Annotated in this window: 22 protein-coding genes and 3 riboswitches; of the genes, 16 read left to right on the top strand and 6 right to left on the bottom strand. The window is 48.2% G+C overall.

The window, feature by feature from the left end; all coding sequences use genetic code 11:
* The first annotated feature begins 189 nt into the window (after positions 1-189).
* Complete coding sequence (locus AC0VYQ_RS13865; RefSeq protein WP_029331814.1) at positions 190-1,785, top strand: CTP synthase; 1,596 nt, start codon at positions 190-192, stop codon at positions 1,783-1,785.
* Positions 1,786-1,934: 149 nt separating this feature from the next.
* Here the strand turns inward: AC0VYQ_RS13865 and AC0VYQ_RS13860 are convergent, their stop codons facing one another.
* On the bottom strand, positions 1,935-2,444 hold the full coding sequence (locus AC0VYQ_RS13860; protein ID WP_214893423.1) for a DUF2529 family protein: 510 nt from the start codon (positions 2,442-2,444) through the stop codon (positions 1,935-1,937).
* 91 nt (positions 2,445-2,535) lie between these two features.
* Here AC0VYQ_RS13860 and AC0VYQ_RS13855 point away from each other — a divergent pair, with 91 nt between their 5' ends.
* The 5 genes from AC0VYQ_RS13855 to glpX all read left to right on the top strand — a co-directional run bounded on the left by AC0VYQ_RS13855 (position 2,536) and on the right by glpX (position 6,990).
* Positions 2,536-2,913, top strand: a complete 378-nt coding sequence (locus AC0VYQ_RS13855; RefSeq protein ID WP_475403823.1) for a response regulator — start codon at positions 2,536-2,538, stop codon at positions 2,911-2,913.
* 132 nt (positions 2,914-3,045) lie between these two features.
* Positions 3,046-3,900, top strand: a complete 855-nt coding sequence (fba, locus tag AC0VYQ_RS13850; RefSeq protein WP_088837999.1) for a class II fructose-1,6-bisphosphate aldolase — start codon at positions 3,046-3,048, stop codon at positions 3,898-3,900.
* A 166-nt stretch (positions 3,901-4,066) separates the two neighbouring features.
* Entirely contained in the window at positions 4,067-4,714 is a 648-nt protein-coding gene (gene fsa, locus AC0VYQ_RS13845) for a fructose-6-phosphate aldolase (protein ID WP_029331801.1), read from the top strand.
* Between the two features lie 27 nt (positions 4,715-4,741).
* Entirely contained in the window at positions 4,742-5,992 is a 1,251-nt protein-coding gene (gene murA, locus AC0VYQ_RS13840; protein WP_214893420.1) for a UDP-N-acetylglucosamine 1-carboxyvinyltransferase, read from the top strand.
* Between the two features lie 32 nt (positions 5,993-6,024).
* A complete protein-coding gene (glpX, locus tag AC0VYQ_RS13835; protein WP_029331797.1) occupies positions 6,025-6,990 on the top strand; it encodes a class II fructose-bisphosphatase in 966 nt (321 codons plus the stop codon).
* A gap of 249 nt (positions 6,991-7,239) precedes the next feature.
* Here glpX and AC0VYQ_RS13830 read toward each other — a convergent pair whose 3' ends face one another.
* The 3 genes from AC0VYQ_RS13830 to AC0VYQ_RS13820 all read right to left on the bottom strand — a co-directional run bounded on the left by AC0VYQ_RS13830 (position 7,240) and on the right by AC0VYQ_RS13820 (position 9,096).
* On the bottom strand, positions 7,240-7,404 hold the full coding sequence (locus AC0VYQ_RS13830) for a hypothetical protein (protein ID WP_475403822.1): 165 nt from the start codon (positions 7,402-7,404) through the stop codon (positions 7,240-7,242).
* 112 nt (positions 7,405-7,516) lie between these two features.
* Positions 7,517-8,287 (bottom strand): SDR family NAD(P)-dependent oxidoreductase, encoded by a 771-nt coding sequence (locus tag AC0VYQ_RS13825; RefSeq protein WP_475403821.1) that lies wholly within the window; start codon positions 8,285-8,287, stop codon positions 7,517-7,519.
* Between the two features lie 122 nt (positions 8,288-8,409).
* Positions 8,410-9,096: a C40 family peptidase gene (locus tag AC0VYQ_RS13820; protein ID WP_475403820.1), complete on the bottom strand. Its 687-nt coding sequence runs from the start codon at positions 9,094-9,096 to the stop codon at positions 8,410-8,412.
* 351 nt (positions 9,097-9,447) lie between these two features.
* Between AC0VYQ_RS13820 and rho the strand changes: the two genes are divergently transcribed.
* Entirely contained in the window at positions 9,448-10,812 is a 1,365-nt protein-coding gene (gene rho, locus AC0VYQ_RS13815) for a transcription termination factor Rho (protein WP_029331794.1), read from the top strand.
* Positions 10,813-10,909: 97 nt separating this feature from the next.
* Entirely contained in the window at positions 10,910-11,155 is a 246-nt protein-coding gene (locus AC0VYQ_RS13810; protein ID WP_012371588.1) for a type B 50S ribosomal protein L31, read from the top strand.
* 35 nt (positions 11,156-11,190) lie between these two features.
* Here the strand turns inward: AC0VYQ_RS13810 and AC0VYQ_RS13805 are convergent, their stop codons facing one another.
* Positions 11,191-11,841, bottom strand: coding sequence for a DedA family protein (locus tag AC0VYQ_RS13805; RefSeq protein WP_029331792.1), 651 nt, complete (start codon positions 11,839-11,841; stop codon positions 11,191-11,193).
* Between the two features lie 184 nt (positions 11,842-12,025).
* Between AC0VYQ_RS13805 and AC0VYQ_RS13800 the strand changes: the two genes are divergently transcribed.
* Positions 12,026-12,643: a thymidine kinase gene (locus AC0VYQ_RS13800; protein ID WP_034801409.1), complete on the top strand. Its 618-nt coding sequence runs from the start codon at positions 12,026-12,028 to the stop codon at positions 12,641-12,643.
* A 171-nt stretch (positions 12,644-12,814) separates the two neighbouring features.
* Here the strand turns inward: AC0VYQ_RS13800 and AC0VYQ_RS13795 are convergent, their stop codons facing one another.
* Entirely contained in the window at positions 12,815-13,573 is a 759-nt protein-coding gene (locus AC0VYQ_RS13795; RefSeq protein WP_475403819.1) for an alpha/beta hydrolase, read from the bottom strand.
* A gap of 60 nt (positions 13,574-13,633) precedes the next feature.
* A riboswitch (SAM riboswitch) is annotated at positions 13,634-13,736 on the bottom strand.
* Positions 13,737-13,951: 215 nt separating this feature from the next.
* Positions 13,952-14,056, top strand: a riboswitch (SAM riboswitch).
* A gap of 150 nt (positions 14,057-14,206) precedes the next feature.
* Positions 14,207-14,351: riboswitch (FMN riboswitch) on the top strand.
* A 159-nt stretch (positions 14,352-14,510) separates the two neighbouring features.
* On the opposite strand from AC0VYQ_RS13795, the gene ribD reads away from it, so the two are divergent.
* The 7 genes from ribD (at position 14,511) to AC0VYQ_RS13760 (ending at position 23,108) form a co-directional block, all read left to right on the top strand.
* Positions 14,511-15,557 (top strand): bifunctional diaminohydroxyphosphoribosylaminopyrimidine deaminase/5-amino-6-(5-phosphoribosylamino)uracil reductase RibD, encoded by a 1,047-nt coding sequence (ribD, locus tag AC0VYQ_RS13790; protein ID WP_475403818.1) that lies wholly within the window; start codon positions 14,511-14,513, stop codon positions 15,555-15,557.
* Positions 15,542-16,168: a riboflavin synthase gene (gene ribE, locus AC0VYQ_RS13785; protein WP_088837992.1), complete on the top strand. Its 627-nt coding sequence runs from the start codon at positions 15,542-15,544 to the stop codon at positions 16,166-16,168. The genes ribD and ribE overlap by 16 nt, the downstream gene beginning before the upstream one ends.
* Complete coding sequence (ribB, locus tag AC0VYQ_RS13780) at positions 16,168-17,352, top strand: 3,4-dihydroxy-2-butanone-4-phosphate synthase (RefSeq protein ID WP_475404761.1); 1,185 nt, start codon at positions 16,168-16,170, stop codon at positions 17,350-17,352. Before ribE ends, ribB begins: the two co-directional genes overlap by 1 nt.
* A gap of 1 nt (position 17,353) precedes the next feature.
* On the top strand, positions 17,354-17,815 hold the full coding sequence (gene ribH / locus AC0VYQ_RS13775; RefSeq protein ID WP_214808901.1) for a 6,7-dimethyl-8-ribityllumazine synthase: 462 nt from the start codon (positions 17,354-17,356) through the stop codon (positions 17,813-17,815).
* A 279-nt stretch (positions 17,816-18,094) separates the two neighbouring features.
* A complete protein-coding gene (locus AC0VYQ_RS13770) occupies positions 18,095-20,746 on the top strand; it encodes a putative bifunctional diguanylate cyclase/phosphodiesterase (RefSeq protein ID WP_475403817.1) in 2,652 nt (883 codons plus the stop codon).
* A 72-nt stretch (positions 20,747-20,818) separates the two neighbouring features.
* Positions 20,819-21,583, top strand: coding sequence for a DUF6612 family protein (locus tag AC0VYQ_RS13765; protein ID WP_475403816.1), 765 nt, complete (start codon positions 20,819-20,821; stop codon positions 21,581-21,583).
* A 163-nt stretch (positions 21,584-21,746) separates the two neighbouring features.
* On the top strand, positions 21,747-23,108 hold the full coding sequence (locus AC0VYQ_RS13760) for an alanine/glycine:cation symporter family protein (protein ID WP_088837987.1): 1,362 nt from the start codon (positions 21,747-21,749) through the stop codon (positions 23,106-23,108).
* Positions 23,109-23,148 lie beyond the last annotated feature (40 nt).

The following is a 23,148-nucleotide window of genomic DNA, read 5'->3' as shown; positions in this document are numbered from 1 at the left end:
CGAAAGATTTTTATTTGTTAAAAATCTGCTTGACGAAGTTTTCGGAATGACGTAAGTTAGTCATGGGCTTCTTTAAGCAACGTGCTTAATTTCAGCAAAAGTGTCTCCTGCAAATGGGGGCACTTTTGCTTTTTTTATTTTATTAGACCTCTGCTAGATTTTTGGACTTGAGAAGGGAGCATTTTATTCATGACAAAGTATATTTTCGTAACCGGTGGGGTAGTATCTTCGCTTGGAAAAGGAATCACGGCTGCTTCACTCGCACGGTTGCTCAAAAACCGTGGTCTGAACGTCACGATTCAAAAATTTGACCCATACATCAACATCGATCCAGGTACGATGAGCCCATATCAACACGGTGAAGTATTCGTAACGGATGATGGCGCTGAGACCGATCTTGATTTAGGTCACTACGAGCGTTTCATCGACATCAACTTGAGCCAAAACGCAAACGTGACATCCGGTCGCATCTATTCGACAGTTCTCAAAAAAGAGCGTCGCGGTGATTACAACGGTGGAACGGTTCAGGTCATTCCGCACATCACGAATGAAATCAAGGATCGTGTCTTCCGTGCCGGTAAAGAGACAGGCGCAGATGTCGTCATCACGGAGATTGGTGGAACAGTAGGGGATATCGAGTCGCTTCCGTTCATCGAAGCCATTCGCCAAGTCAAGAACGATATCGGAAAAGAAAACGTCATGTATGTTCACTGTACGCTCGTCCCGTATCTTGCAGCAGCAGGTGAATTGAAAACGAAACCGACACAACACAGTGTCAAAGAACTCCGCAGCTACGGAATTCAGCCGGATATCATCGTGCTTCGTTCAGAGCATGCGGTCCCGCAAGAAATGAAAGATAAAATCGCACTCTTCTGTGATACACGTCCGGAAGCCGTCATCGAAGCACAAGATGCATCGACATTATACGAAGTACCGCTCAACTTGCAACGTCAAGGCATGGATCAACTCGTTTGCGATTACTTCAAGTTCGATACACCGTCAGCTGACATGACAGCGTGGAAGCAACTCGTCCATACGGTGACGCATCTTGAGAAGAAAACGAAGATTGCACTTGTCGGAAAATACGTTGAGCTCCGTGACGCGTATATTTCAGTTGCGGAATCGCTCAAACACGCCGGTTTCGCCTTCAATAGTGACATCGACATCGACTGGATCAATGCAGAAGACGTGACGCGTGAAAACGTCGCCGAATTACTTGGTTCAGCAGATGGGATTCTCGTTCCAGGCGGATTCGGAGAACGCGGCATCGAAGGTAAAATCGAAGCGACGCGTTTCGCGCGTGAAAACAACGTTCCGTTCTTCGGTATTTGCCTCGGCATGCAGCTTGCAACAGTCGAATTCGCACGTAACGTCTTGAACCTCGAAGGCGCACACTCGGCTGAAATCGACCCGTCGACACCATATCCGATCATCGACTTGCTCCCTGAACAAAAGGACATCGAAGATCTCGGTGGAACGCTGCGTCTCGGTCTTTACCCGTGTAAGCTTGAAGAAGGTTCAAAAGCACGTGCGGCGTATTCGAGCGAGCTTGTCTACGAACGTCACCGTCACCGTTATGAGTTCGGGAACGAGTTCCGTGAGCAGTTCGAAGCGAACGGCATGATTTTCTCGGGTACGAGTCCGGACGGCCGTCTCGTTGAAATCATCGAGATTCCAGAACACAAATGGTTCGTCGCGTGTCAGTTCCACCCAGAATTGATTTCACGTCCAGAACGTCCGCAAGCACTCTTCCATGACTTCATCCGAGCGTCACTTGGAGAATAAGAAGTAGGACAAGCAAATCAACCCCCTGTCTCCAAGCGGAAACAGGGGGTTTTGGCGTGTAGAGATTATTTTGGATGGTATAAGATGTACCCTTTGAATCTTAACAATCACCTATCAAATCCAATTCATATTACTATAGAAGAAAAGCGTCAATCCCACTCTTCCGTCATCTCTTGCAGTTGCGTCAAGATGTGTGTCAGCAAGAAAGCTCCGAGGGCAAGACTTGGCAACCCGTGACGCGAGCCGTCTTCAGCCGGGAGTAACCCTTTATTGAATTTTAAGGCGAGTGGTGCGATGGAGCGCTCGAGCGTCTCCGTTACATCTCCAAGCGTGACAATCGCATATGGTGTATGCCATGAGTCATAGCGGGCGAGTGATGCTTGGAAGTCGGGGCGTTCCGTATCCGGTGTAAATATGAGAATCCGGTCGACGGCATGGAGTGTTTTATGATTTTTAATCTTTGAGACACGTTTCATTTGGTCCGGACCTTCGGACAACATCGGATAAAGGCCTTCGAATTCGCCGTAAGCATCAACATAAACGGTACCCTCTCCGACGAGCGCTTGAGCCAGCAAACGGACGACATCGAACAATTCATCCTCTTGTTTGACGAGACTTTGCAGTTTTCCATTGAATTGAGTCGCTAAAATTTTCATCATGGGTGAACATCCTCTCTAAATTTCTATCACAGACAGTATATAGCAAGTTTTACTTTAATGTAGAATGGAAATAACTAGAGGGGGAGTGTGAATGATGAAAGGGAGACTACTCATCGCAGAAGATGAGCCGGGCATTCGGAATTTATTGGCACAGTTATTCAAGGCGCAAGGGTACATCACGGATTTAGCGGTCGATGGAATCGAGACGATCGAACGATTACGCGAAGCGGATTACGATCTGCTGTTGATGGACGTCAACATGCCTGGCAAAACGGGAATTGAAGTGTTGCGTCATCAAGACCAAATCGGACGTCCGGTCCGGACGATTTTAATGACGGCGCTCAGTGAAAAAGAAGCGATGGAAGAAGCGAAAAGACTCGGCGTCGTCGCCTTCTTCGGAAAGCCGTTTGATATCTTTGAACTGAAAAAAGAAGTGACTGTGCAGATTTCGAGCGATGTAAGCGGTTAATCCTTCACGTCGTCGTCACAAACCTAAAAACAGAGCGAAATGCTGTACGTTCAAGCGAATCAGTATGTTATAATCAGTCTGAAATTACACGATTCCGTGTAAGCAGCGATCAAAACAGAGGAGGATGTCATTATGCCATTAGTATCTATGACAGACATGTTAAACAAAGCTCTCGAAGGTAAGTATGCAGTAGGTCAATTCAACATCAACAACCTCGAGTGGACACAAGCGATTCTCGGTGCGGCTCAAGAAGAGCAGTCACCAGTTATCCTTGGTGTATCTGAAGGTGCAGCACGTCACATGGGCGGATTCTACACGGTTGTTAAAATGGTAGAAGGTCTCGTTCACGACATGAAAGTAACAGTTCCTGTTGCGATTCACCTCGACCACGGTTCAAGCATTGAAAAATGTAAAGAAGCGATCGACGCTGGATTTACATCTGTAATGATCGATGATTCACACAGCCCAATCGACACAAACATCGAAACAACTAAAGCAGTTGTTGAGTATGCACACGCTAAAGGTGTTTCTGTTGAAGCAGAAGTTGGAACTGTCGGTGGACAAGAAGACGACGTCATCGGTGACGTTATGTACGCGAAACTCGACGAGTGCGTTCGCATCGTTAAAGAAACAGGCATCGACACGCTCGCTCCAGCACTCGGTTCTGTACACGGTCCTTACAAAGGTGAACCAAACCTCGGTTTCGCTGAAATGGAAGAAATCCGTAACGCGACAGACCTTCCACTTGTTCTTCACGGTGGTACTGGAATCCCGACGCACGATATCGAAAAAGCGATTTCGCTCGGTACTTCTAAAATCAACGTCAACACAGAGAACCAAATCTCATTCGCGAAAGTCGTTCGTGAAGTATTGGCTGAGAAACCAGAAGCATATGACCCACGCGTATTCATCGCACCAGGTCGCGAAGCAATCAAACAAACAGTCATCGGTAAGATGCGTGAGTTTGGTTCAAGCAACAAAGCATAATTTTTATCCTTCTAAAATGCGGTAGACTCCGGTCTATCGCATTTTTTTTCATCTAGAAAGCAAACTGTTTTTGGAAAACGTTAGGACTTCGGGCGAAAAAAATTTATAATGGAACAGTAAGCGATTTCAAGGGAATACTTTAAGGGATGAAAGGGGAAAGATTAAAATGAGATTTTTTATCGACACAGCGAACGTAGAGGATATTAAAAAAGCACATAAAATGGGGATTTTAGATGGGGTTACGACAAATCCATCACTCGTCGCGAAAGAAGGCGTCGACTTCCATACACGTCTCCGTGAGATTTGTGAAATCGTCGGGGATGTATCCGTCAGTGCGGAAGTCATCGCACTCGATGCAGAAGGAATGATTCGTGAAGGGAAGGAACTCGCACAAATCGCACCGAACATTACGGTAAAGGTTCCGATGACACCTGCTGGTCTTGAAGCAGTTGCAGCATTGTCAAAAGAAAAAATTACGACGAACGTGACATTGATTTTCAATCCGAACCAGGCACTTCTCGCAGCACGTGCTGGAGCGACATACGTTTCGCCGTTCCTCGGACGTCTCGATGACATCGGGCAAGATGGAATGGGACTCGTCGAAACGATTGCACAAATCTTCGTTGTCCATGATATTCCGACACAAATCATTGCAGCATCGATTCGTAATCCGATTCATGTCACGAATGCAGCACTTGCAGGTGCAGATATCGCGACGATTCCGTTCAACGTCATTGAGTCGTTGACACACCACCCATTGACGACTCAAGGAATCGAGAAGTTTCTCGCGGACTGGGAAAAAGCCCAGCAATAATAGATGGTGAAGAAAGGTTGATGGATAGTGGACATTTTGCATATCGTAGGGCAACAACGCCTTGAAGGAACGGTCTTGATCAGCGGTTCGAAACAAAGTGCGATTCCATGCCTCGCGGCCGCACTCTTGACGGATCAGCAAGTCGTACTTGAGGGTGTGCCGGACATTGGCGACGTTACGACGATGATCCAAATCATGGAGACGCTTGGAGCCGTCGTGACACGTCAAGGCGATATGGTGACGATTGACCCGAGTCAAGTCGAACCAATGCCTTTGACGGGAGCGGAGACACGGAAATTACGTGGATCAATCTACCTCATGAGCATTCTTGCAGCGCGATTTAAACAGGGGGTCGTCGGTCTACCCGGTGGCTATGCCATCGGTCCTCGACCGATTGATTTGCATATTAAAGCACTCGAGCGTCTCGGTGTTTCGATGCGGAACGAACAAGGTGTTTACTACATGCGTGTCGAAGAGTTAAAGGGTAACCGCATCTATCTTGATTTACCTTCCTTCGGTGCGACAATCAGTGCGTTACTCGTCGCCGTCATGGCTGAAGGAACGACAGTGATTGAAAATGCCGCCTGTGATCCGGAAGTGATCGATGTCAGTACGATGCTTACGAACATGGGAGCGAGTGTCAAAGGTGCAGGGACCGATGAAATTCGCATCAAAGGGATTAAATCGCTTCAAGGCTGTCGTCATACACTGATTCCTGACCGGATGGAGGCGGGAACGTTTCTGACGATGGGCGCCGTCCTTGGACGCGTCACGGTCGACAACGTCATTCCGTTACATCTGGAAAGCATCATTCAAAAGCTCGAACGGTTCGGTGCGAAGGTTGAAGTCGCAGACGATGCAGTAACGGCTTCAATCGGGGAAATGAAACCGGTCGATATCAGGGTTTTCCATTACGGTGGGTTTCCGAGTGACATGCAACCAATCATCTCAGCGGCGCTTCTGCAAGCGAAGGGTGCGAGCATCGTCGTTGATAAGCTGTACCCTCAACGTTTCCGTCACGTCCAAGAAATGCGTCGCCTGAGTGCACGGATTACGCATGAGGATGCTGCTTCCATCATCATCCGCGGTGGTGAAACGTTGTTTGGGACAGAACTCGAGGCGAAAGATCCGCGTGGCGCGGCAGCACTCGTTCTAAGTGGAATGCTCGCTTCAGGCGAAACGTTGTTGCATCATGCTGAACTCATCGATCAAAGTTATGAACGGTTCGATGAAAAGTTAAAAGGGCTCGGGGCCCTCGTATGGCGAGAAACGGTCTGACCGATTTTTAGCAAAAGAGAGGGGACATACACATGGAAAGAAGTCTATCAATGGAACTTGTACGCGTAACGGAGGCAGCGGCACTCGCCTCTGCCCGCTGGATGGGGAAAGGTTTGAAGAATGAGGCAGATGACGCGGCGACGAGCGCAATGCGTGATGTCTTCGATACGATCCCGATGAAGGGAACGGTCGTCATTGGCGAAGGTGAGATGGATGAAGCACCGATGCTCTACATTGGAGAAAAGCTTGGAAATGGATATGGCCCACGACTCGATGTTGCCGTCGACCCGCTTGAAGGAACGAACATCGTCGCAAAAGGAACATGGGGTGCGCTTGCCGTACTTGCTGTTGCAGATGCCGGCGATTTGCTCCATGCACCGGACATGTATATGGATAAAATTGCTGTCGGTCCGGAAGCAGCAGGTCACGTCAGCTTAGATGCGACGATTGAAGAAAACATCGCCGCTGTCGCGAAAGCTAAAAATAAAGACATCGAAGACGTCGTCGTCTCGATTCTTGATCGTGAACGTCATGAAGAAGTCATTCAACGGATTCGGGCAACGGGAGCACGGATTCGCTTGATTGGTGACGGGGATGTCGCAGCGGCAATCAATACCGCATTCCCGCATACAGGGATTGATTTACTGCTCGGTTCAGGTGGGGCACCGGAAGGCGTACTCGCAGCCGTTGCACTCAAGTGTCTCGGCGGTGAACTCCAAGGCCGTCTGCTTCCGGCAGACGAGGCGGAAGTCGCACGCTGTAAAAAGATGGGGATTGAAGATCCGTCAAAAATTCTCATGATGGACGATCTTGTTTCAGGAGATGACTGTATCTTTGCTGCAACGGGCGTAACGGACAGTGAGCTGATGAAAGGTGTTCAGTTCTCCGGACAAGGTGGACAAACGCACTCTGTCGTCATGCGCGCAAAATCAGGAACCGTTCGTTTCGTCGAAGGACATCACTCGTTCAAAAAGAAACCGAAGCTCGTTATCAAGTAATACAAGGCACAGGACAAAAAAAGCGACCTTTCCGATTCGTTTCGGGAAGGTCGCTTTTTGGCGTGTAGACAACGTGATATCGGGAGATAAGAGCGTCTTTCTTTGCTTTTCTCGGTGGAGGCGCAAGCTTGATCCTAACAGATAACGAGCAGGGTCTTGCCTGACTCTGGCAAGTCGCATTAAAAACGCACTTTTTCCCGCAGGAGTCAACGAAACGTGACAGGGAAGCACGAACTGATACTTTAAGACTTATTTTTTAGCAGCGGACAACACGCCATCCGCAGTAAATTTTACCAATGCACCTACGCAAATAGCAAGCATTACTGCGCCTACTTTTGTCTCGTATGCACTCGAAAATAATAATACAGCCGATAAGACGATAGCTACGATGGCAGCCATATAGTATTTATTCAAAACCATTCTCTCCCTTCAATGTACCTTCGCTAAATTTTGATTCTTGGTTTCATAAACATCGTCACTTAGTTGCAATCGAAATTCCTCGATATGCATTACCAATATTATACTATTATTTCAACGGGGCTTGGACAGAAGCGCTCATCTTCGTGAGTGTTTGACGTGGTAAGAGCCGCGTCAGGAAAACATAGAAGGCATTGCTTGCACCAGGAATCACGAGCGTCTTGCCTTGCATGTATCCATCGAAGGATAGCTTGGCGACGGTTGGCGCATCCATGATGCCGGGGCGTTTAAACAAACGGGAAGCAGACAGGCCGGCCGTCGCTTCGAAATCGGTATGGGTCGCACCGGGACAAACCGCCGTCACTTGAATGCCGTAAGGCGCGAGTTCTTCCGTCAAAGCTTCTGAAAAACTTAAGACGTAGGCTTTTGTTGCATAATAGACGGCTAAGAAAGGACCGGCCTGAAACGCTGCCGTCGAAGCGACTTGTACAATCCGACCTTGTATACCTTGGTCCCGCATACGCTGTGCATAAGTTTTCGTCAGATGAGTCAGGGTCCGGATGTTGACATCAATCATGTTGAGTTCGCGGTCGAGATCGGTCTCGAGAAACTCGCCGAACAATCCGAATCCCGCATTATTGATTAGGATATCGACCGACTGGTGTTGTGTCGCCCGAAGTAAGGCTTCGATGTGGACGGGCTGTCCGATGTCGTATGGAAAGACATCAGCCGTTCCTCCTTCTTGTTCGACGAGATATTTCGTCTCGAACAGTTTTGTGGCATTGCGTCCAACGAGCAACAGATGGTCTCCTTGCATGCCATGTAACCGGGCGAGCTCGCGACCGATGCCTGCCGAGGCTCCTGTAATCAATACGTTCATAGGATCACGCTCCTGTTTTGTGGATTGAATTGATTAAAAAAGGGTATTAACTAGACGATAGCGTAGAACAAACAAAAAAGCGATTGAGCCGATGCTCAACCGCTTGGTCAATCGTGTTTGGATTAAAGGTAAGAACCGGCTCCGACGAGACGTGAACCCCAGTATCCTGATTTGAAGCTAGAGTATTTAACGCCGCCTGTTTCCGAGTTGACCATGCTTGTCTTACTTGTCGCGATACCGACGTGTTGGATGCCGCTACCGTGTGAGAAGAAGACGAGATCTCCCGGTTGAACGCTTGAGACGCTGACTTTCTTAGATGAAGAGTATTGTGAAGAAGACGAGCGTGGAAGTGTTTTTCCAGCTGCTTTCTTATAAACGTAGCTTGTGAAACCAGAGCAATCAAAACCGCGTGTTGTTGTACCGCCCCAGACGTAAGGCGTACCTTTATGTTTTGCTGCTTCGCTTAAGATCTTTGTACGCTTTGAAGAAGAAGTCGTTGTTTTCTTAGCTGTTGAAGTTGATGTTTTTTTCTTGTATGTTTTTGTATACTTCGTGTACACATAACGTGTTTTTCCACCGTAAGAAATTTTAGTCCAGCTACCTGATTTTCCTTTATAAAGGAATGTTTGACCTGCGTTAACTTTACCGACGATTGAAGATTTTGTAGAGGCACCTGAGCGAACGCGTAATCCGTTATCTGTGATTTTGACTTTAGTGACCGTAGCTGCTTCAACTTTACCTGTTCCCACTGACGCAAAACCTGAAACCACTAATGCTGCTGTCGCGACCGATGCTAGAAAACGTTTCATATGTGAATTCCTCCATTTTAATTAAAATTTATGTGACCGAGTTATATAATGAAATCATTAAGTGTTTGTTTAGGCAGTCATCCTTACGACTTTGTAAGTTTTTCTCTGCAGGAATATCTTAGCATGCGGTCGTGTGAAAACGTTTTTTCAGTTCCGCTACAAAATACCGCTTTTTTGTAATATAACTGCAATAATATCGTGGAATATTACAAAGAAGAAATTTCCATTCGCTAAATCACGACGAAAGTGGTAGATATGTGATACCTTTAATTCACAAAAGATTTTTTTGCTTTATCATTAAATACGTTACAGAACTTTGCTGTTGAATTTATAAAGAATAGGTGAATGCATATGCCAACTGAAAAAACCGATAAACCAGAACGTTCCTATACACTTGCCCAACTCGGTAACCTGACATTGAAGGATCTATATGAAATTGCGAAAGCAAAAAATGTTCCGCAATACCGGGAAGCGCGGAAGCGTGAGTTAATGTTCAAGATTTTAAAAGCACAAGCAGAATCAACCGGTCTCTACTTCCTCGAAGGGGTGCTTGAAGTCATCCCCGGCAATCCACAGATGCAAAACGATGGTGGTTTCGGCTTCCTTCGTCCCATCAACTACTCACAATCCTCTGAAGATATCTACATCGCCGCTTCACAAATTCGTCGTTTTAATCTTCGTAATGGAGATGTCGTCACGGGAAAAGTCCGGCCACCGAAGGAAAATGAACGTTTCCAAGGTTTATTGAGCGTTGAAGCAGTGAATGGGGAAGCACCGGACACGGCACGAAACCGTTTATTCTTCCCTGCACTGACACCGATCTATCCCGATCGTTTAATGCGTCTTGAAACAGAACCGCGTCATCTGTCGGTTCGTGTCATGGACATGATTGCGCCAGTCGGATTTGGTCAACGCGGATTGATTGTCGCACCACCGAAGGCAGGGAAGACGTCCTTGTTAAAAGAGATTGCGAATTCGATTCAAGTCAACCATCCGGATGTTGAGCTAATCATTCTTTTGATTGATGAACGACCGGAGGAAGTGACGGACATCGAACGTTCCGTACCGGGAGCAGACGTCGTCAGTTCGACGTTTGATGAGACACCGGATAATCACGTCCGGATTTCAGAACTCGTCCTCGAGCGGGCGATGCGTCTCGTCGAGCATAAAAAAGATGTCGTCATCTTGATGGACTCGATCACACGTCTGACACGGGCTTATAACCTGACCGTTCCGCAGAGTGGGCGGACGCTATCGGGTGGGATTGACCCGGCTGCCTTCCATAAACCGAAACGTTTCTTCGGAGCAGCGCGGAACATCGAGCATGGCGGCAGTTTGACGATTCTCGCGACAGCACTCGTCGAGACCGGTTCGCGGATGGATGATGTCATCTATGAAGAATTTAAAGGGACCGGCAACATGGAGCTTCATCTTGACCGGAAACTATCAGAGCGTCGCATCTTCCCGGCGATCGATATCCGGAAATCCGGCACACGGAAAGAAGAGTTGCTCCTACCGAAAGATCAACTCGATGCGTTGTGGACGATTCGTCGGACGATGAATGAATCAAACGAGTTCGTCGACAGTTTCTTGCGCAAGATTAAGGATACGAAAAATAATGAAGAATTCTTCGTTGAACTGTTGAAGGAAAAGAAGAAGCCGATTCGCCGGGCAGCAGCTAAACCACGGACGATCAAAACAGATACACCGACTTGAAAATAGGTATTGCGAGACGATGAAAAATCGTTTAGTATAGGAAGGTAACTTACTCTGGCTCAGCAAATGAACCAGGGCGGAAGGAGAGAAATCAACCATGAAACAAGGAATTCACCCAAACTACAACAAAGTTGTATTTATGGATTCAACTACTGAGTACAAATTCTTAACTGGTTCTACTCGTTCTTCGAACGAAACAATCACTTGGGAAGATGGAAACGAGTACCCACTCATCCGCGTGGATGTGTCTTCGGACTCGCACCCATTCTACACTGGTCGTCAAAAGTTCAACGCTGCAGACGGTCGTGTCGATCGCTTCAACAAAAAATACGGCCGCAAGTAATTGCGACCTATCCATTAAAAAACAGCCTGTCTCCATCACTGGAGCAGGCTGTTTTTGTATAGACTGAACTGGGCGCGATACGAAAGATAGGTTTTTAAGATAAAAGATGAGCCGATGGCGCCGGCAATGCCGATGACATAGGGCAGTAAATCGGGATTTTTAGCGAACTGCTCAAAGACACGACTGAATGAGAAGTGGCGACCGAGGAAATAACCAGCCCCGAGAAAAACACTAATCCAAATCAGTGCGCCGGTATACGCGTAGGATGCAAAGATCCGGAAAGGCATTTTCGAGACGCCTGCGAAAAAAGCAGACAGCTGCCGAAGACCAGGTATGTAGTATCCGATAATCAGGACCGATTTGCCATAACGAAGAAAGCCGGCTTCTGCCGTTAGGATATGTTTTTCTGAAATGCGCATCTTCGGACCAATCCGGTGGAGCAGCGGCATTCCGAGTTTGAGACCAAGGAGATAACTGATCGTCATCCCGATACAGCTGCCGGCATAAGCGGCGATAATCGTTCCGATTAAGGGTAAATTGCCTTGATGCATCCAAAAACCGGACATGACAAGTAACGTTTCATCGGGAACGGGAAGCCCGACGATTCCACCTGCGAGTAAAAGCGCAAGTCCAAATGAACCATATTGGTGAAGTACTTCATGTAATATGTGATGGATCGGGGACACCTTCCTTCATAAATTCTTCTTCTATAGTGTACAGGAAATGAGGACTAGTTAAAACGACAAGGTGGGGAATCATGGGAATGAACGGATGGATTTTTGATTTCGAGAAGTCAACTCTTTTTCTCATTATCGATTCGGGCTATACTCGTTAAAGTGACTAATTTTAGAGGACGGTGTTTTTGCAATGATGCATGTAATAAATCAGTACGGATGGATTGAAGTGATTTGCGGAAGTATGTTCTCTGGTAAGTCGGAAGAATTGATTCGACGTGTTCGACGGGCACAGTACGGGAAGTTGCCGGTCCAAGTGTTTAAACCGGCGATCGACGACCGTTACCATGAAGAACATGTCGTCTCTCACGTCGGCAACTCTGTCATCGCGGTACCGATGGCGACGAGCCGTGACGTGTACGCGGCAGTCGCACAAGAGACACAAGTGGTCGCGATTGACGAAGTGCAGTTCTTTGATGATGAAATCGTCGATGTCATCGAGGCCCTCGCGCAAGACGGAAAACGTGTCATCTGTGCCGGACTCGATCAAGACTTCCGGGCGGAACCATTCGGTAAGATGCCAGAACTTCTCGCACGGGCAGAGTTCGTCACGAAACTGCAGGCGATCTGCCTGTCGTGCGGTGACCCTGCATCACGGACGCAACGTTTAATCGACGGTCGACCTGCCAACTACAATGATCCAATCATTTTAGTCGGTGCGTCAGAGTCGTATGAGCCGCGTTGCCGCCACTGCCATGAAGTGCCGGGGAAATCGCAAGCCCTGCAACAATGGAAGAAACAGCAACAGAACTGATGAAGCAAACGAAGGACTGACTCATCAGTCAGGACTACATCAATCAAATGGCCGATACGCCCATCATTTCGAGGGGAGTATCGGCCATTTTTGTGCGCATTCATATTGTTTTGGACGGTTTAGACACGTATCGAAACAGTCTTCATCCCTTGCTTTTGCGTAGGGAAGACATCAACCGGTGTGGCTCAAACGACTATATTGGTGCACAAAGCGTGTTGCCTCGTGGACAATCGTTTCTTGATCATGATCGAGGGTCGCGACATGATAGGAGTCAAGCAGGCAATAGCTCCGTTTGTCCGTCGCACCGATGACTTGATAAAGGTAATCCGAGCTTTCAGGCGGGACGACATGGTCTTCGGCAGAATATAAAATAAGCGTTGGAATCTCGATGGTTGGTAAGAGCGGACGTGTCTCGTCAATCAAGGTTAAAAGTTCCGATGCGCAGACGACAGGGACATGGTCATAGATGATTTCAAACGCTTCACGTTTAATGTCTGGGGTACTTTCTTTTAAGTAGCGTGGACAGTCTTCGAAAGATAATGATTCATAGGCAGGAATCGATAACGCTGCATTGATCGTAATCAATCCGTCAGCAGGTAATCCTTCCGCGACGAGGGCGAGGGCAAGTGTCGCACCCATCGATTGTCCGGCGATGAAGATGGACGAACAATGATTGGTTAAGACGTCGAACCCTTGGCGGAGGCTTTGTTTCCAATCTTCGGCAGTCGACGCTTCGAAATCCTGGATACTCGTCCCGTGCCCGTCGAGGCGCGGAGCATACACAGTGAACCCTTGGGCGGCAAAATATTCTCCGACAGTGCGGACGCTTTGAGGGGTGGCGTTAAAACCGTGAGACAGTAAAATACCGATTGGACCTCGTTCAATCAAAAAATCTTCTGCGCCACACAGAACAGGTGATGATGAATTCATAAAGGGTTCCTCCTTCTATTAAAAAACTCGTAGTGCTTTAGGCGCACTACGAGATTATCGTAAGTATCATCCAAAGCATCGGCTTTGCTGGTCGGAGCACCTTGCATGTTGCAGGTTGCCGTGGGTTCGTAGAGCCAGATCTCTCGCCCACTCTTGATATATCGTATAGGAATTGTCGGAATAATCATTGTGAAGAGAATATCATTGATTGAAATACGTTGTCAAGACGTTAAAAAGAAGTCAAAATTGATAAACTGGGTAATTTGGTTTAATTTTGAAAATATGGTTGACTTGAGAAGGGAATCCCCGTAGTGTAAGCAGTAGATTCACGACATAAGAACGACTTGAAACATCACACATATGAACTTCATACCGCAGCACTTATCGAGAGAGGTGGAGGGACTGGCCCTACGAAACCTCGGCGACAGACTTCTTACGTCGTACTGTGCCAATTCCATCAGACGTTTGTCTGAAAGATGAGCTGAGCGGATTCTGCCTTAGTGCAGATGAGAGGACCCTTTTCTTTTAAGAGAAGGGTCCTTTTTTGATGTTTTTCTAAAAAAGAGAATGAAATACAATTCATTTTGTATTTTAGAATGACCTATGCTAATCTTGAGCTGTATAACTCAATAACCAGTTCTTCGGGGTAGGGTGAAAATCCCAACCGGCGGTGATGCGATCAATGGATCGACGAGCCCGCGACCTGCAGTGTACGCACTGTGGCTGACTTGGTGAGACTCCAAGGCCGACGGTAAAGTCCGGATGGGAGAAGGACGAAACAATGCGCTTGCTGCCATTTTCTGGAAAAATGTTTTCAGGGAAAGGTCTGTTTCTGTATGTGTAAAAACAGAAACGCGAGACGCTTATTTCGTCAATCCTTCAATCACGACGCCCCCTTTTACAGGAGGCGTCTTTTTTATTGAAAGGAGCGGAAAAAATGGAAACATTCATGAGTTATGCGATGCAACTAGCACACATGTTAAACGGTCAAACGAGCCCGAATCCGAGTGTCGGCTGCGTCATCGTCAAACAGGGGCGGATTGTTGGTTTTGGGGCCCACCGTTATGCGGGAGGACCCCATGCCGAAGTCGAAGCGCTCCTCATGGCAGGTGAAGCGGCACGCGGAGCCGATCTCTACGTGACGCTCGAACCGTGCAATCATCACGGCAAAACACCGCCGTGTACGGAAGCGATTCTAAAAGCCGGCATTGCGCGCGTCTTTATCGCGACAGAGGACCGCCACGCGCTCGTCGCAGGAAGCGGTATCACACGTCTCCGTCAGGCGGGGATTGAGGTTGAAGTCGGGTTGCTAAAAGATAAGGCGGAGGCATTATACGAACCGTTTTGGAAGGCAATCGAACGAAAACGTCCGCATGTCACAGTGAAAGTCGCCCAAACGATGAACGGGACGGTCGCGACGGGTGAACAACGCTTTATCACTTCAGAAGCGGCACGTGCTGACGGACGGCAGTTACGCGGGACACACGACGCGATTCTCGTCGGAAGCGACACGGTGATCATCGATGACCCGGCATTGACGTTGCGCAGTTCGACCGGCATCGAACCGGTCCGCGTCATCGTCGATCGGCGGGGGCGCCTGACGGATGAGTTTCAAGTCATGAATGACGGATTGAATCCGACGTATTGGTTGACGGAACAGCCACGAACAAGCGAACGGGCGAACGTGACGGTTTTCGTCGGGACGTATGCGACACCGGACCAAATCCTCGAACTTTTATATGAACAAGGCATCCGGCGTGTATTGATTGAAGGCGGTCCCACGATTCAATCCGCATTTTTAGAAGCGGATCTCGTGGATATGATCGAACTCTATCAGGCACCGTCCCTCTTCAGTGGGACAAAGTCTTTGACGACGGAACAGGACATCGAAGACCGTTTTGATTTAGTGAAAATGAACCAAATCGGACCGGACGTCCATCTCCAGTATGTACGAAAGGAGAGGATGACATGTTTACCGGATTGATTGAAGAACTCGGCACAATAAAACGGAAAGTCCCTCGACCGAACGGGTTGGCGCTCGAAATCGAAGCGACAGCAGTGCTTGACGGAACAAAGATTGGCGACAGCATTGCCGTTGATGGCATTTGTTTGACGGTGACGGCGATGACGAAGAGCGGATTCACGGCCGATGCGGTCCATGAGACGATCCGAGCGACGTCGCTGCAGACGTTACGGGTCGGAGCAGCCGTTCAACTCGAACGCGCGATGCCGGCGAATGGACGGTTCGGTGGTCACTTCGTCAGCGGGCATATCGACGGAACGGCTCGTTTTCTCAGCCGGCGACCGGACGGTGAAGCGATGGAATACCGTTTTGAGGCAGGCGATTGGAGCAAGTACTGTATTCCGAAAGGATCGATTGCAATCAATGGTACGAGCCTGACACTGCAACATGTCGGAAACGACGCGGTGACGATTTCATTGATTCCCCATTCACGCCAAGTCACGACGTTCGATCGCTTGCAGACGGGTGCCCTCGTCAATATCGAATGTGACTTGATGGCGAAACATCTCTATCACTTTACGCAGAAGGATGCGAAGACGGACTGGTCGGCATTTTTAGGAGGCGAAGCATGATGAACGGATTTGATTCGATTGAAGAAGCAGTGGATGACTTAAAACGCGGACGACCGATTATCGTCTGTGACGATGAAAACCGTGAGAACGAAGGGGATCTCGTGTTACTTGCGGAACACGCGACACCCGAGATGATTAACTTCATGATCACTTACGGCAAAGGACTCGTCTGTGTCCCGGTCAGTCCGGATATCGCAACACGACTCGAACTCCGACCGATGACAGATGTCAACACGGATCCGCACGGAACGGCTTTTACGATCAGCATTGATCATGAAGATGCGAAAACCGGCATCAGTGCAGCGGAACGGGCAATGACGATTCAGCGGATGTTGACGGATGGTCCAAAGCAGTTCAAGCGTCCCGGACATATCTTCCCGTTGATTGCAAACGAAGGCGGCGTCCGCGTCCGGCGTGGTCATACGGAAGCAGGGATCGATTTGGCACGGCTCGCGGGAAGCGCAGAAGCGGCCGTCATCTGTGAAATCATTTTAGACGACGGGACGATGGCACGGGTTGATGATTTAGTGACGTATAAAGCAGAACATGATTTAAAAATGATTACGATCGATGCTCTCGTCCGCTATCTCGAGCGCCCTGTCCGCCGTGAAGCGGAAGTCTTGTTACCGACGACGCACGGGGCGTTTCGGATGCTTGGTTATACGACACCTGACGCCAAGGAACATGTCACGGTGCTATCAGGTCAAGCAGAAGACGGGATGCTCGTCCGGGTTCATTCCGAATGTCTGACGGGTGACGTCTTCGGATCAAAACGGTGTGACTGCGGTCCGCAACTCGACGCGGCGCTCGACCGGATTGAACAAGAAGGTGGTGCTGTCCTCTACTTGCGTCAAGAAGGGCGGGGGATTGGTCTGATGGCGAAGCTGAAAGCTTATGAGCTCCAAGAACAAGGACTCGATACGGTCGAGGCGAACCATGCGCTCGGATTTGCAGCCGACTTACGCGACTACGCCGTCGCAGCAGCGATGCTTCAGGATCTCGGTGTCACGAAAATCCGTTTGATGACGAATAACCCGGATAAACAGCAAGCGCTCGAAACGTACGGCATCACCGTGCTGGAGCGGGTTCCGCATGAAGTACCGGCAAGTTTAGAAAACCACCAGTATCTCAAAACCAAACAGACGAAGCTCGGGCATCTGCTCGATCTCGAAGGAGGAAATTAAGATGGTATACGAAGGATTTTTAACGGGCGAAGGACTCCGGGTTGCGATCGTCGCAGCACGATTCAATGAATTGATCACCTCTAAATTAGTCGGAGGAGCAAACGATGCCTTCCGTCGTCACGGTGTCGCAGCGGATAACGTCGATACGGCGTGGGTGCCGGGCGCATTCGAGATTCCGCTCGTCGCGGAAAAACTGGCGAAAAGCGGTAAGTATGATGCCGTCATCACACTTGGTGCCGTCATCCGCGGTGCGACGTCGCATTACGACTATGTCTGCAATGAAGTCGCGAAAGGTGTCGCCGGTGCGTCGCGTGAGACGGGTGTTCCGATCATCTTTGGTGTATTGACGACGGACTCGATTGAACAAGCGGTCGAACGGGCCGGCACGAAAGCAGGGAACAAAGGATATGAGTCGGCGGTCTCTGCCATCGAGATGGCGAACTTGTTACGCAGTTTTCAGTAATGTTTCTCTATCGGATGTAAAACGGGGACGGACGTAAAAGTCAATCCGCCACCTGTTAGATCGTTCAAAAGGAATCACTCGTTTCACGCGACTCCTGCAGGAAAGCGCGTGGAAAATGAGCGATTCCTTTTTGAGGTCGCGCCCCTCTTACATGCGATAGAAAGTTTTCTGTTTTTTGTCAATAATTCATGGTCACGCATACACGGGATGGTATAACCACCGTATAATAATAAAAGTACGGAAAACTTAGAGGTTTGGAAGAAAGGGGGGCGAATGAACATGAAGCGGATTCATTACGTGTACGGCGTTCTTTTATTTAGTTTGAGCTATTATAGTTGGATCTGGTTTTATGCCGATCGACCGGAACTGGCATCGTGGGGGAATAACATTTTTTCTATCATAGGCTGTATAGCTGCAACATTATTCTTACTGCACACATATCGAACGAATGGCCGGGACCAAGGTCGGTTTTTTCTCTATCTTGCTTTCGGAACAGGAAGTTATCTGATTGCGGAACTGATTTGGATGTCTTATGAAAATATCCAACAGGTTGCCGTTCCTTTTCCCGGTCTGCCGGACCCTTTTTATATGTTGCAATCGTTCTTTTTCTTTATGGCATTTCTTCATTTGATTCGAAAATACGTGACGAAACATCAATTGATTCGATTCGTGTTTGATATTTTAATCGTCATGACTGTCGCTGTGACATACAGCTGGTTTTTCTTGGTTCGTCCTTCTTTAGCGGATGGGCAAGCGTCGACAGCGGAAAACTTCGTCGCGTTCGCGTATCCGATGAATGATGTCGTGTTGCTGTTTTGTGTCATCAGCATCTACTTCTTAATCGAAAAACGACAAACTGTCACACGACCGACCTGTTTTTCCTTTTTATTAATCGGAATATTAATTCAGATTATCGCCGATACCATTTTTTTATATATGACGACCATCCATGGGTATGAGAATACCGCAGCGATTGATCCGTTATTCATTTTAAGTTTATTGTTAGTCGCGATTTCCGGTCACGCGGGAGAAGTGACGATGGAGCATATCCGAGTCGAGCAGGAAGAAAGGCAATCCTTGCATCTCGGGCGGTTATTTTTACCGTATTTCCTCGTACTTCTATTGTTTTCAACAATGCTGTTTTATGCGCAACGGGGAGATGCCTTAAATGGATTGATGATTGGTTGCGGGGTGACGATTCTCTTAATTTTAGTCCGGCAAATTTTAATGATTTTAAGTAACCATCAATTGATTCAAGAAATCCACCATAAGGCGGACGAGTTGGAAGAGAGTAAGGAACGTTATGAATCACTCTTTACGTATCATCCGGATGCCGTTTATTCTCTTGATTTGAAAGGACAAATCGAAAGTGCGAACCCATCATTCGAAAAACTGACGGAACATTGTGAGAGCGAGTTGATTGGTCGGTCGTACGATCAATTGCTTGGACAAGGGACTTCTGCCATGGCGGATCAAGATAAGATGAGCGCTGAACAATTCGAGACGGTGTTTCGAAAGGAAGGTGGCAACAATGTCCTGCTCAGCGTGACGACAATTCCGATTCGTGTCCGAAAACGACTTGTTGGTTTGTTCGGCATCGGTCGTGACATCACAGACATGCGGAAAAATGAATTGAAAATCCATCAGCTTGCGTACTATGACCACTTGACGAAAGCGGTCAATCGAAAGTATTTCGAAGAGATGTTACACCATTTAGTCGAGCAAGAACAAAGTCAAGAAACGATCATTCTCTGCTTCATCGACTTAAACGATTTTAAACTCGTGAATGACTCGTTTGGACATCACATCGGCGATCAATTGCTGATTCAAGTCGCAGAACGCTTACGCCGCGCGACAGAAATCGAAGACGTCGTCGCCCGACAAGGAGGCGATGAATTCACGGTCATTCTCCGTCATATCGTGTCGGAAGAAGGGGCGAGAACCCGGACTGAGCGCCTTCTTAACCAGTTGAGCATCCCGTACAATATTGAAGGACTTGAAGTCGTCTCGAGCCCGAGCATCGGAGTAGTTCGCCATCAAAGAACGGAACCGAAACATGTCGTGACGTTATTAAAACAAGCGGATTTAGCGATGTATCAGGCAAAGGCAAAAGGCGGAAAAACGGTCGTCTTCTTTGATGATATTGCGGAAGCGGCGTCATACCGGCTACGACTTGAGTCGGAGCTCCCCCATGCGATTGAGACGAATCAACTCGTCTTGTATTATCAACCTCAAGTCGACACGATCACGTATCAGATGGTCGGTGTCGAGGGGTTGGTCCGCTGGAATCATCCGGAGCTCGGAATGATTTCACCGAACGATTTCATTCCCCTCGCGGAAGAAGCGGGGATGATCATTCGTCTTGGCGAATGGGTTTTACGTGAAGGCTTTTTGCAGGCGAAGCGCTGGGAACAGGCAGACATCGCCTTGAAGGTAGGCTTGAATGTATCGATGCAACAGTTCCATCACCCAACGTTCGTCCTGACGTTGATGCAACTTTTAGCAGAAACAGACGTCGACCCGAGGCGAATCGATTTAGAAATCACGGAGGTATCGGCAGTCGAAGACATCGAGGTTACGGTCAAGACGATGCATCGTTTGAAAGAGCTGGGGTTCACGATTTCGATTGATGATTTCGGGACAGGCTATTCCTCATTATCCCGTCTCGTCGATTTCCCGATTGATACGTTAAAGATTCCGCGTGAATTCGTTGAAAAAATCAATATCGAGACGAGTGGATATGCGATGATTTCCTCCATCATTCATTTAGCAAAATCGCTGGATGTAGCAGTCATCGCGGAAGGGGTCGAGACGCTCGAACAAGTCAACGTCTTGAATCGCTTGAAGTGTACACGGATGCAAGGTTATTATTTCGGTCGTCCGATGCGGCCTGAAGCCATTGAGCCGTTGCTCTATCCGGATCAGCGCTAAGCGTAACCGAATCAGTTTGAAACTTTTTCCAAAATCGACTCGTAGACACAGGTAAACGAGGAGGGAACGCACATGAAGAAGGGAAGATGGTTTTTTTCGCTGGCAATGGTTTCTTCGGTCGGTCTTGCCGGATGCAGTCAAGACGACCTGTCGAATAGTGAACTGTTAAAAAAGGCGACGGCAGCACAGGAGGATATTCAGTCGTTTCATATGGAGAGCGACATCTTTTCAGAAGTCGGCGGTCTGCCTGTCAGTCAGCAAGTCGCAGCAGATGTCATTCAAAAACCCTATACGATGCATCAAACGATTAAGATGAAGAATGTCGAGGATGGCTCGGATGTACAAATGGAGAGCTATATGCTCGACGACAAGATGTATATCGCACAGGACGGGCAATGGTTTGTCCAAGACATCTCGGAGATGAATGACATCATGGAATCATCCGTCTCGACCGATCAAAACCTGAAACTGTTGAAGAAGTATAAAGACAATTGGACAGCCGAAAGAAAAGATGAACTCTATCAAATTGATGTGGACTTGACGGGGGACGACTTGAAAAACTTCATGAAAGACGCGCTCGAACAATCGGGACAGATGGCGCAGATGAAAGAGATAATGGATCAAGTGGATTATAAAAAGATGGAATATACGATGACATATGACGCAAAGACGTATTATCCGAAGTCGCTCGATATGACGATGGAGTTTGAAATCACAGAAGGCACGACCTTTAAGATGACGAATGAATCCACGTTTTCGAAATTCAATGCCATCGAGTCGATTGAGCTGCCGGAAGAGGCAAAAGAGGCCCAATCGATTACTGATATGAACCAATGACGAACAGCCGATTTTCCCCGACGTGACACGCCGGAGGAGGTCGGCGTTTTTTTTATGTGTGGAACATCTCTGAAAGGGGAACTTAGGAAATAGGGTTGACAGTATTCTGTCAATTCTGAAAAAATGGGAAAGTCTACATACGAATTGCAGAGGGGGGAAAAGCATGGGAACGTCATTCACTGAGTGGGTAAGTTCGGTGTCGAATTTAGTTTGGGGAGCACCGTTACTGATCCTATTAGTCGGAACAGGCATTTACTTAACGATTCGTTTAGGATTCATTCAAATTACAAAACTTCCTTATGCGTTAAAGCTCGCGTTTACGAAACAAGAGGACTCGAAACAATCGGAAGGGGACATCAGTCATTTTCAGGCATTAATGACCGCACTGGCAGCAACGGTCGGTACGGGGAATATCGTCGGTGTCGCAACAGCCGTCGTCCTTGGGGGACCAGGTGCGATCGTCTGGATGTGGTTATCCGGATTATTCGGCATGGCGACCAAATATGCGGAGGCGATTCTCGCCGTCAAATACCGTGTCGTCGATGAAAAGGGGCAGATGGCCGGAGGGCCGATGTACTATCTTGAACGGGGGCTCAAGCAAAAGTGGCTCGGGATTTTATTTGCCGCTTTCGCTTCGATTGCTGCTTTCGGGATTGGTAACGGGGTTCAAACGAACTCGGTCGCGCTCGCGATGAAGTCAACGTTCGATGTACCGCTCTACGTGACCGGAATCGTCTTAATGGTCGCAACAGGTGGCGTCATTTTGGGTGGTGTCAAATCGATTGGGAAAGTCGTCAGCTTTTTCGTGCCATTCATGATTTTCTTTTATGTCGGAAGTGGTTTATTGATCCTGATCATGAACTACGACTTGATTCCAGCGGCATTTTCAACAATTTTCAGCAGCACGTTCTCGAATGAAGCGATTACGGGTGGTGCAATCGGGGCGGCGATTCGTTACGGTGTCGCCCGAGGCGTCTTCTCGAATGAGGCGGGTCTCGGTTCAGCGCCAATCGCGGCTGCGGCTGCGAAAACCGATTTCCCGGGACGACAAGCACTCGTCTCGATGACACAAGTCTTCCTTGATACGATTCTCGTCTGTTCGATGACAGGATTGACGCTCGTCATGGGTGGAAAAATCGGGACCGGATTAGAAGGAGTCGAATTGACGACTGCAAGTTTTGAAGTGTTCCTCGGTCCGACCGGAAAGTATATCGTCACGATTGGACTTGTCTTGTTTGCCTTTTCAACAGTCCTCGGCTGGTCGTATTATGGTGAAAAATCGATTTATTATCTCTTTGGTCAAAAATCAATTGTGCCGTACCGCGTCGTATTTGTTCTCGTCGCCGGACTGGGCGCGATGACGACGAACTTGAACATGGTTTGGGCCATCTCGGACGTCTTCAACGGTTTGATGGCAATACCGAACTTGATTGGTCTGCTTGGTCTGTCCGGCGTCGTCATTGCCGAGACGAGGTTGTTCCGCGAACAGCTGAAAAAAGAACAGGCAAATCGAAACGCCTCCTGAATCCAAAAGCGATCATTTCTTTTGGAGGTGAATCCGACGC

The sequence above is a fragment of the Exiguobacterium sp. QJM3NY_9 genome (assembly GCF_056173545.1).
The sequence above is the reverse complement of the archived record's forward strand: the minus strand, read 5'-3'. Positions and strand labels throughout refer to the sequence as shown.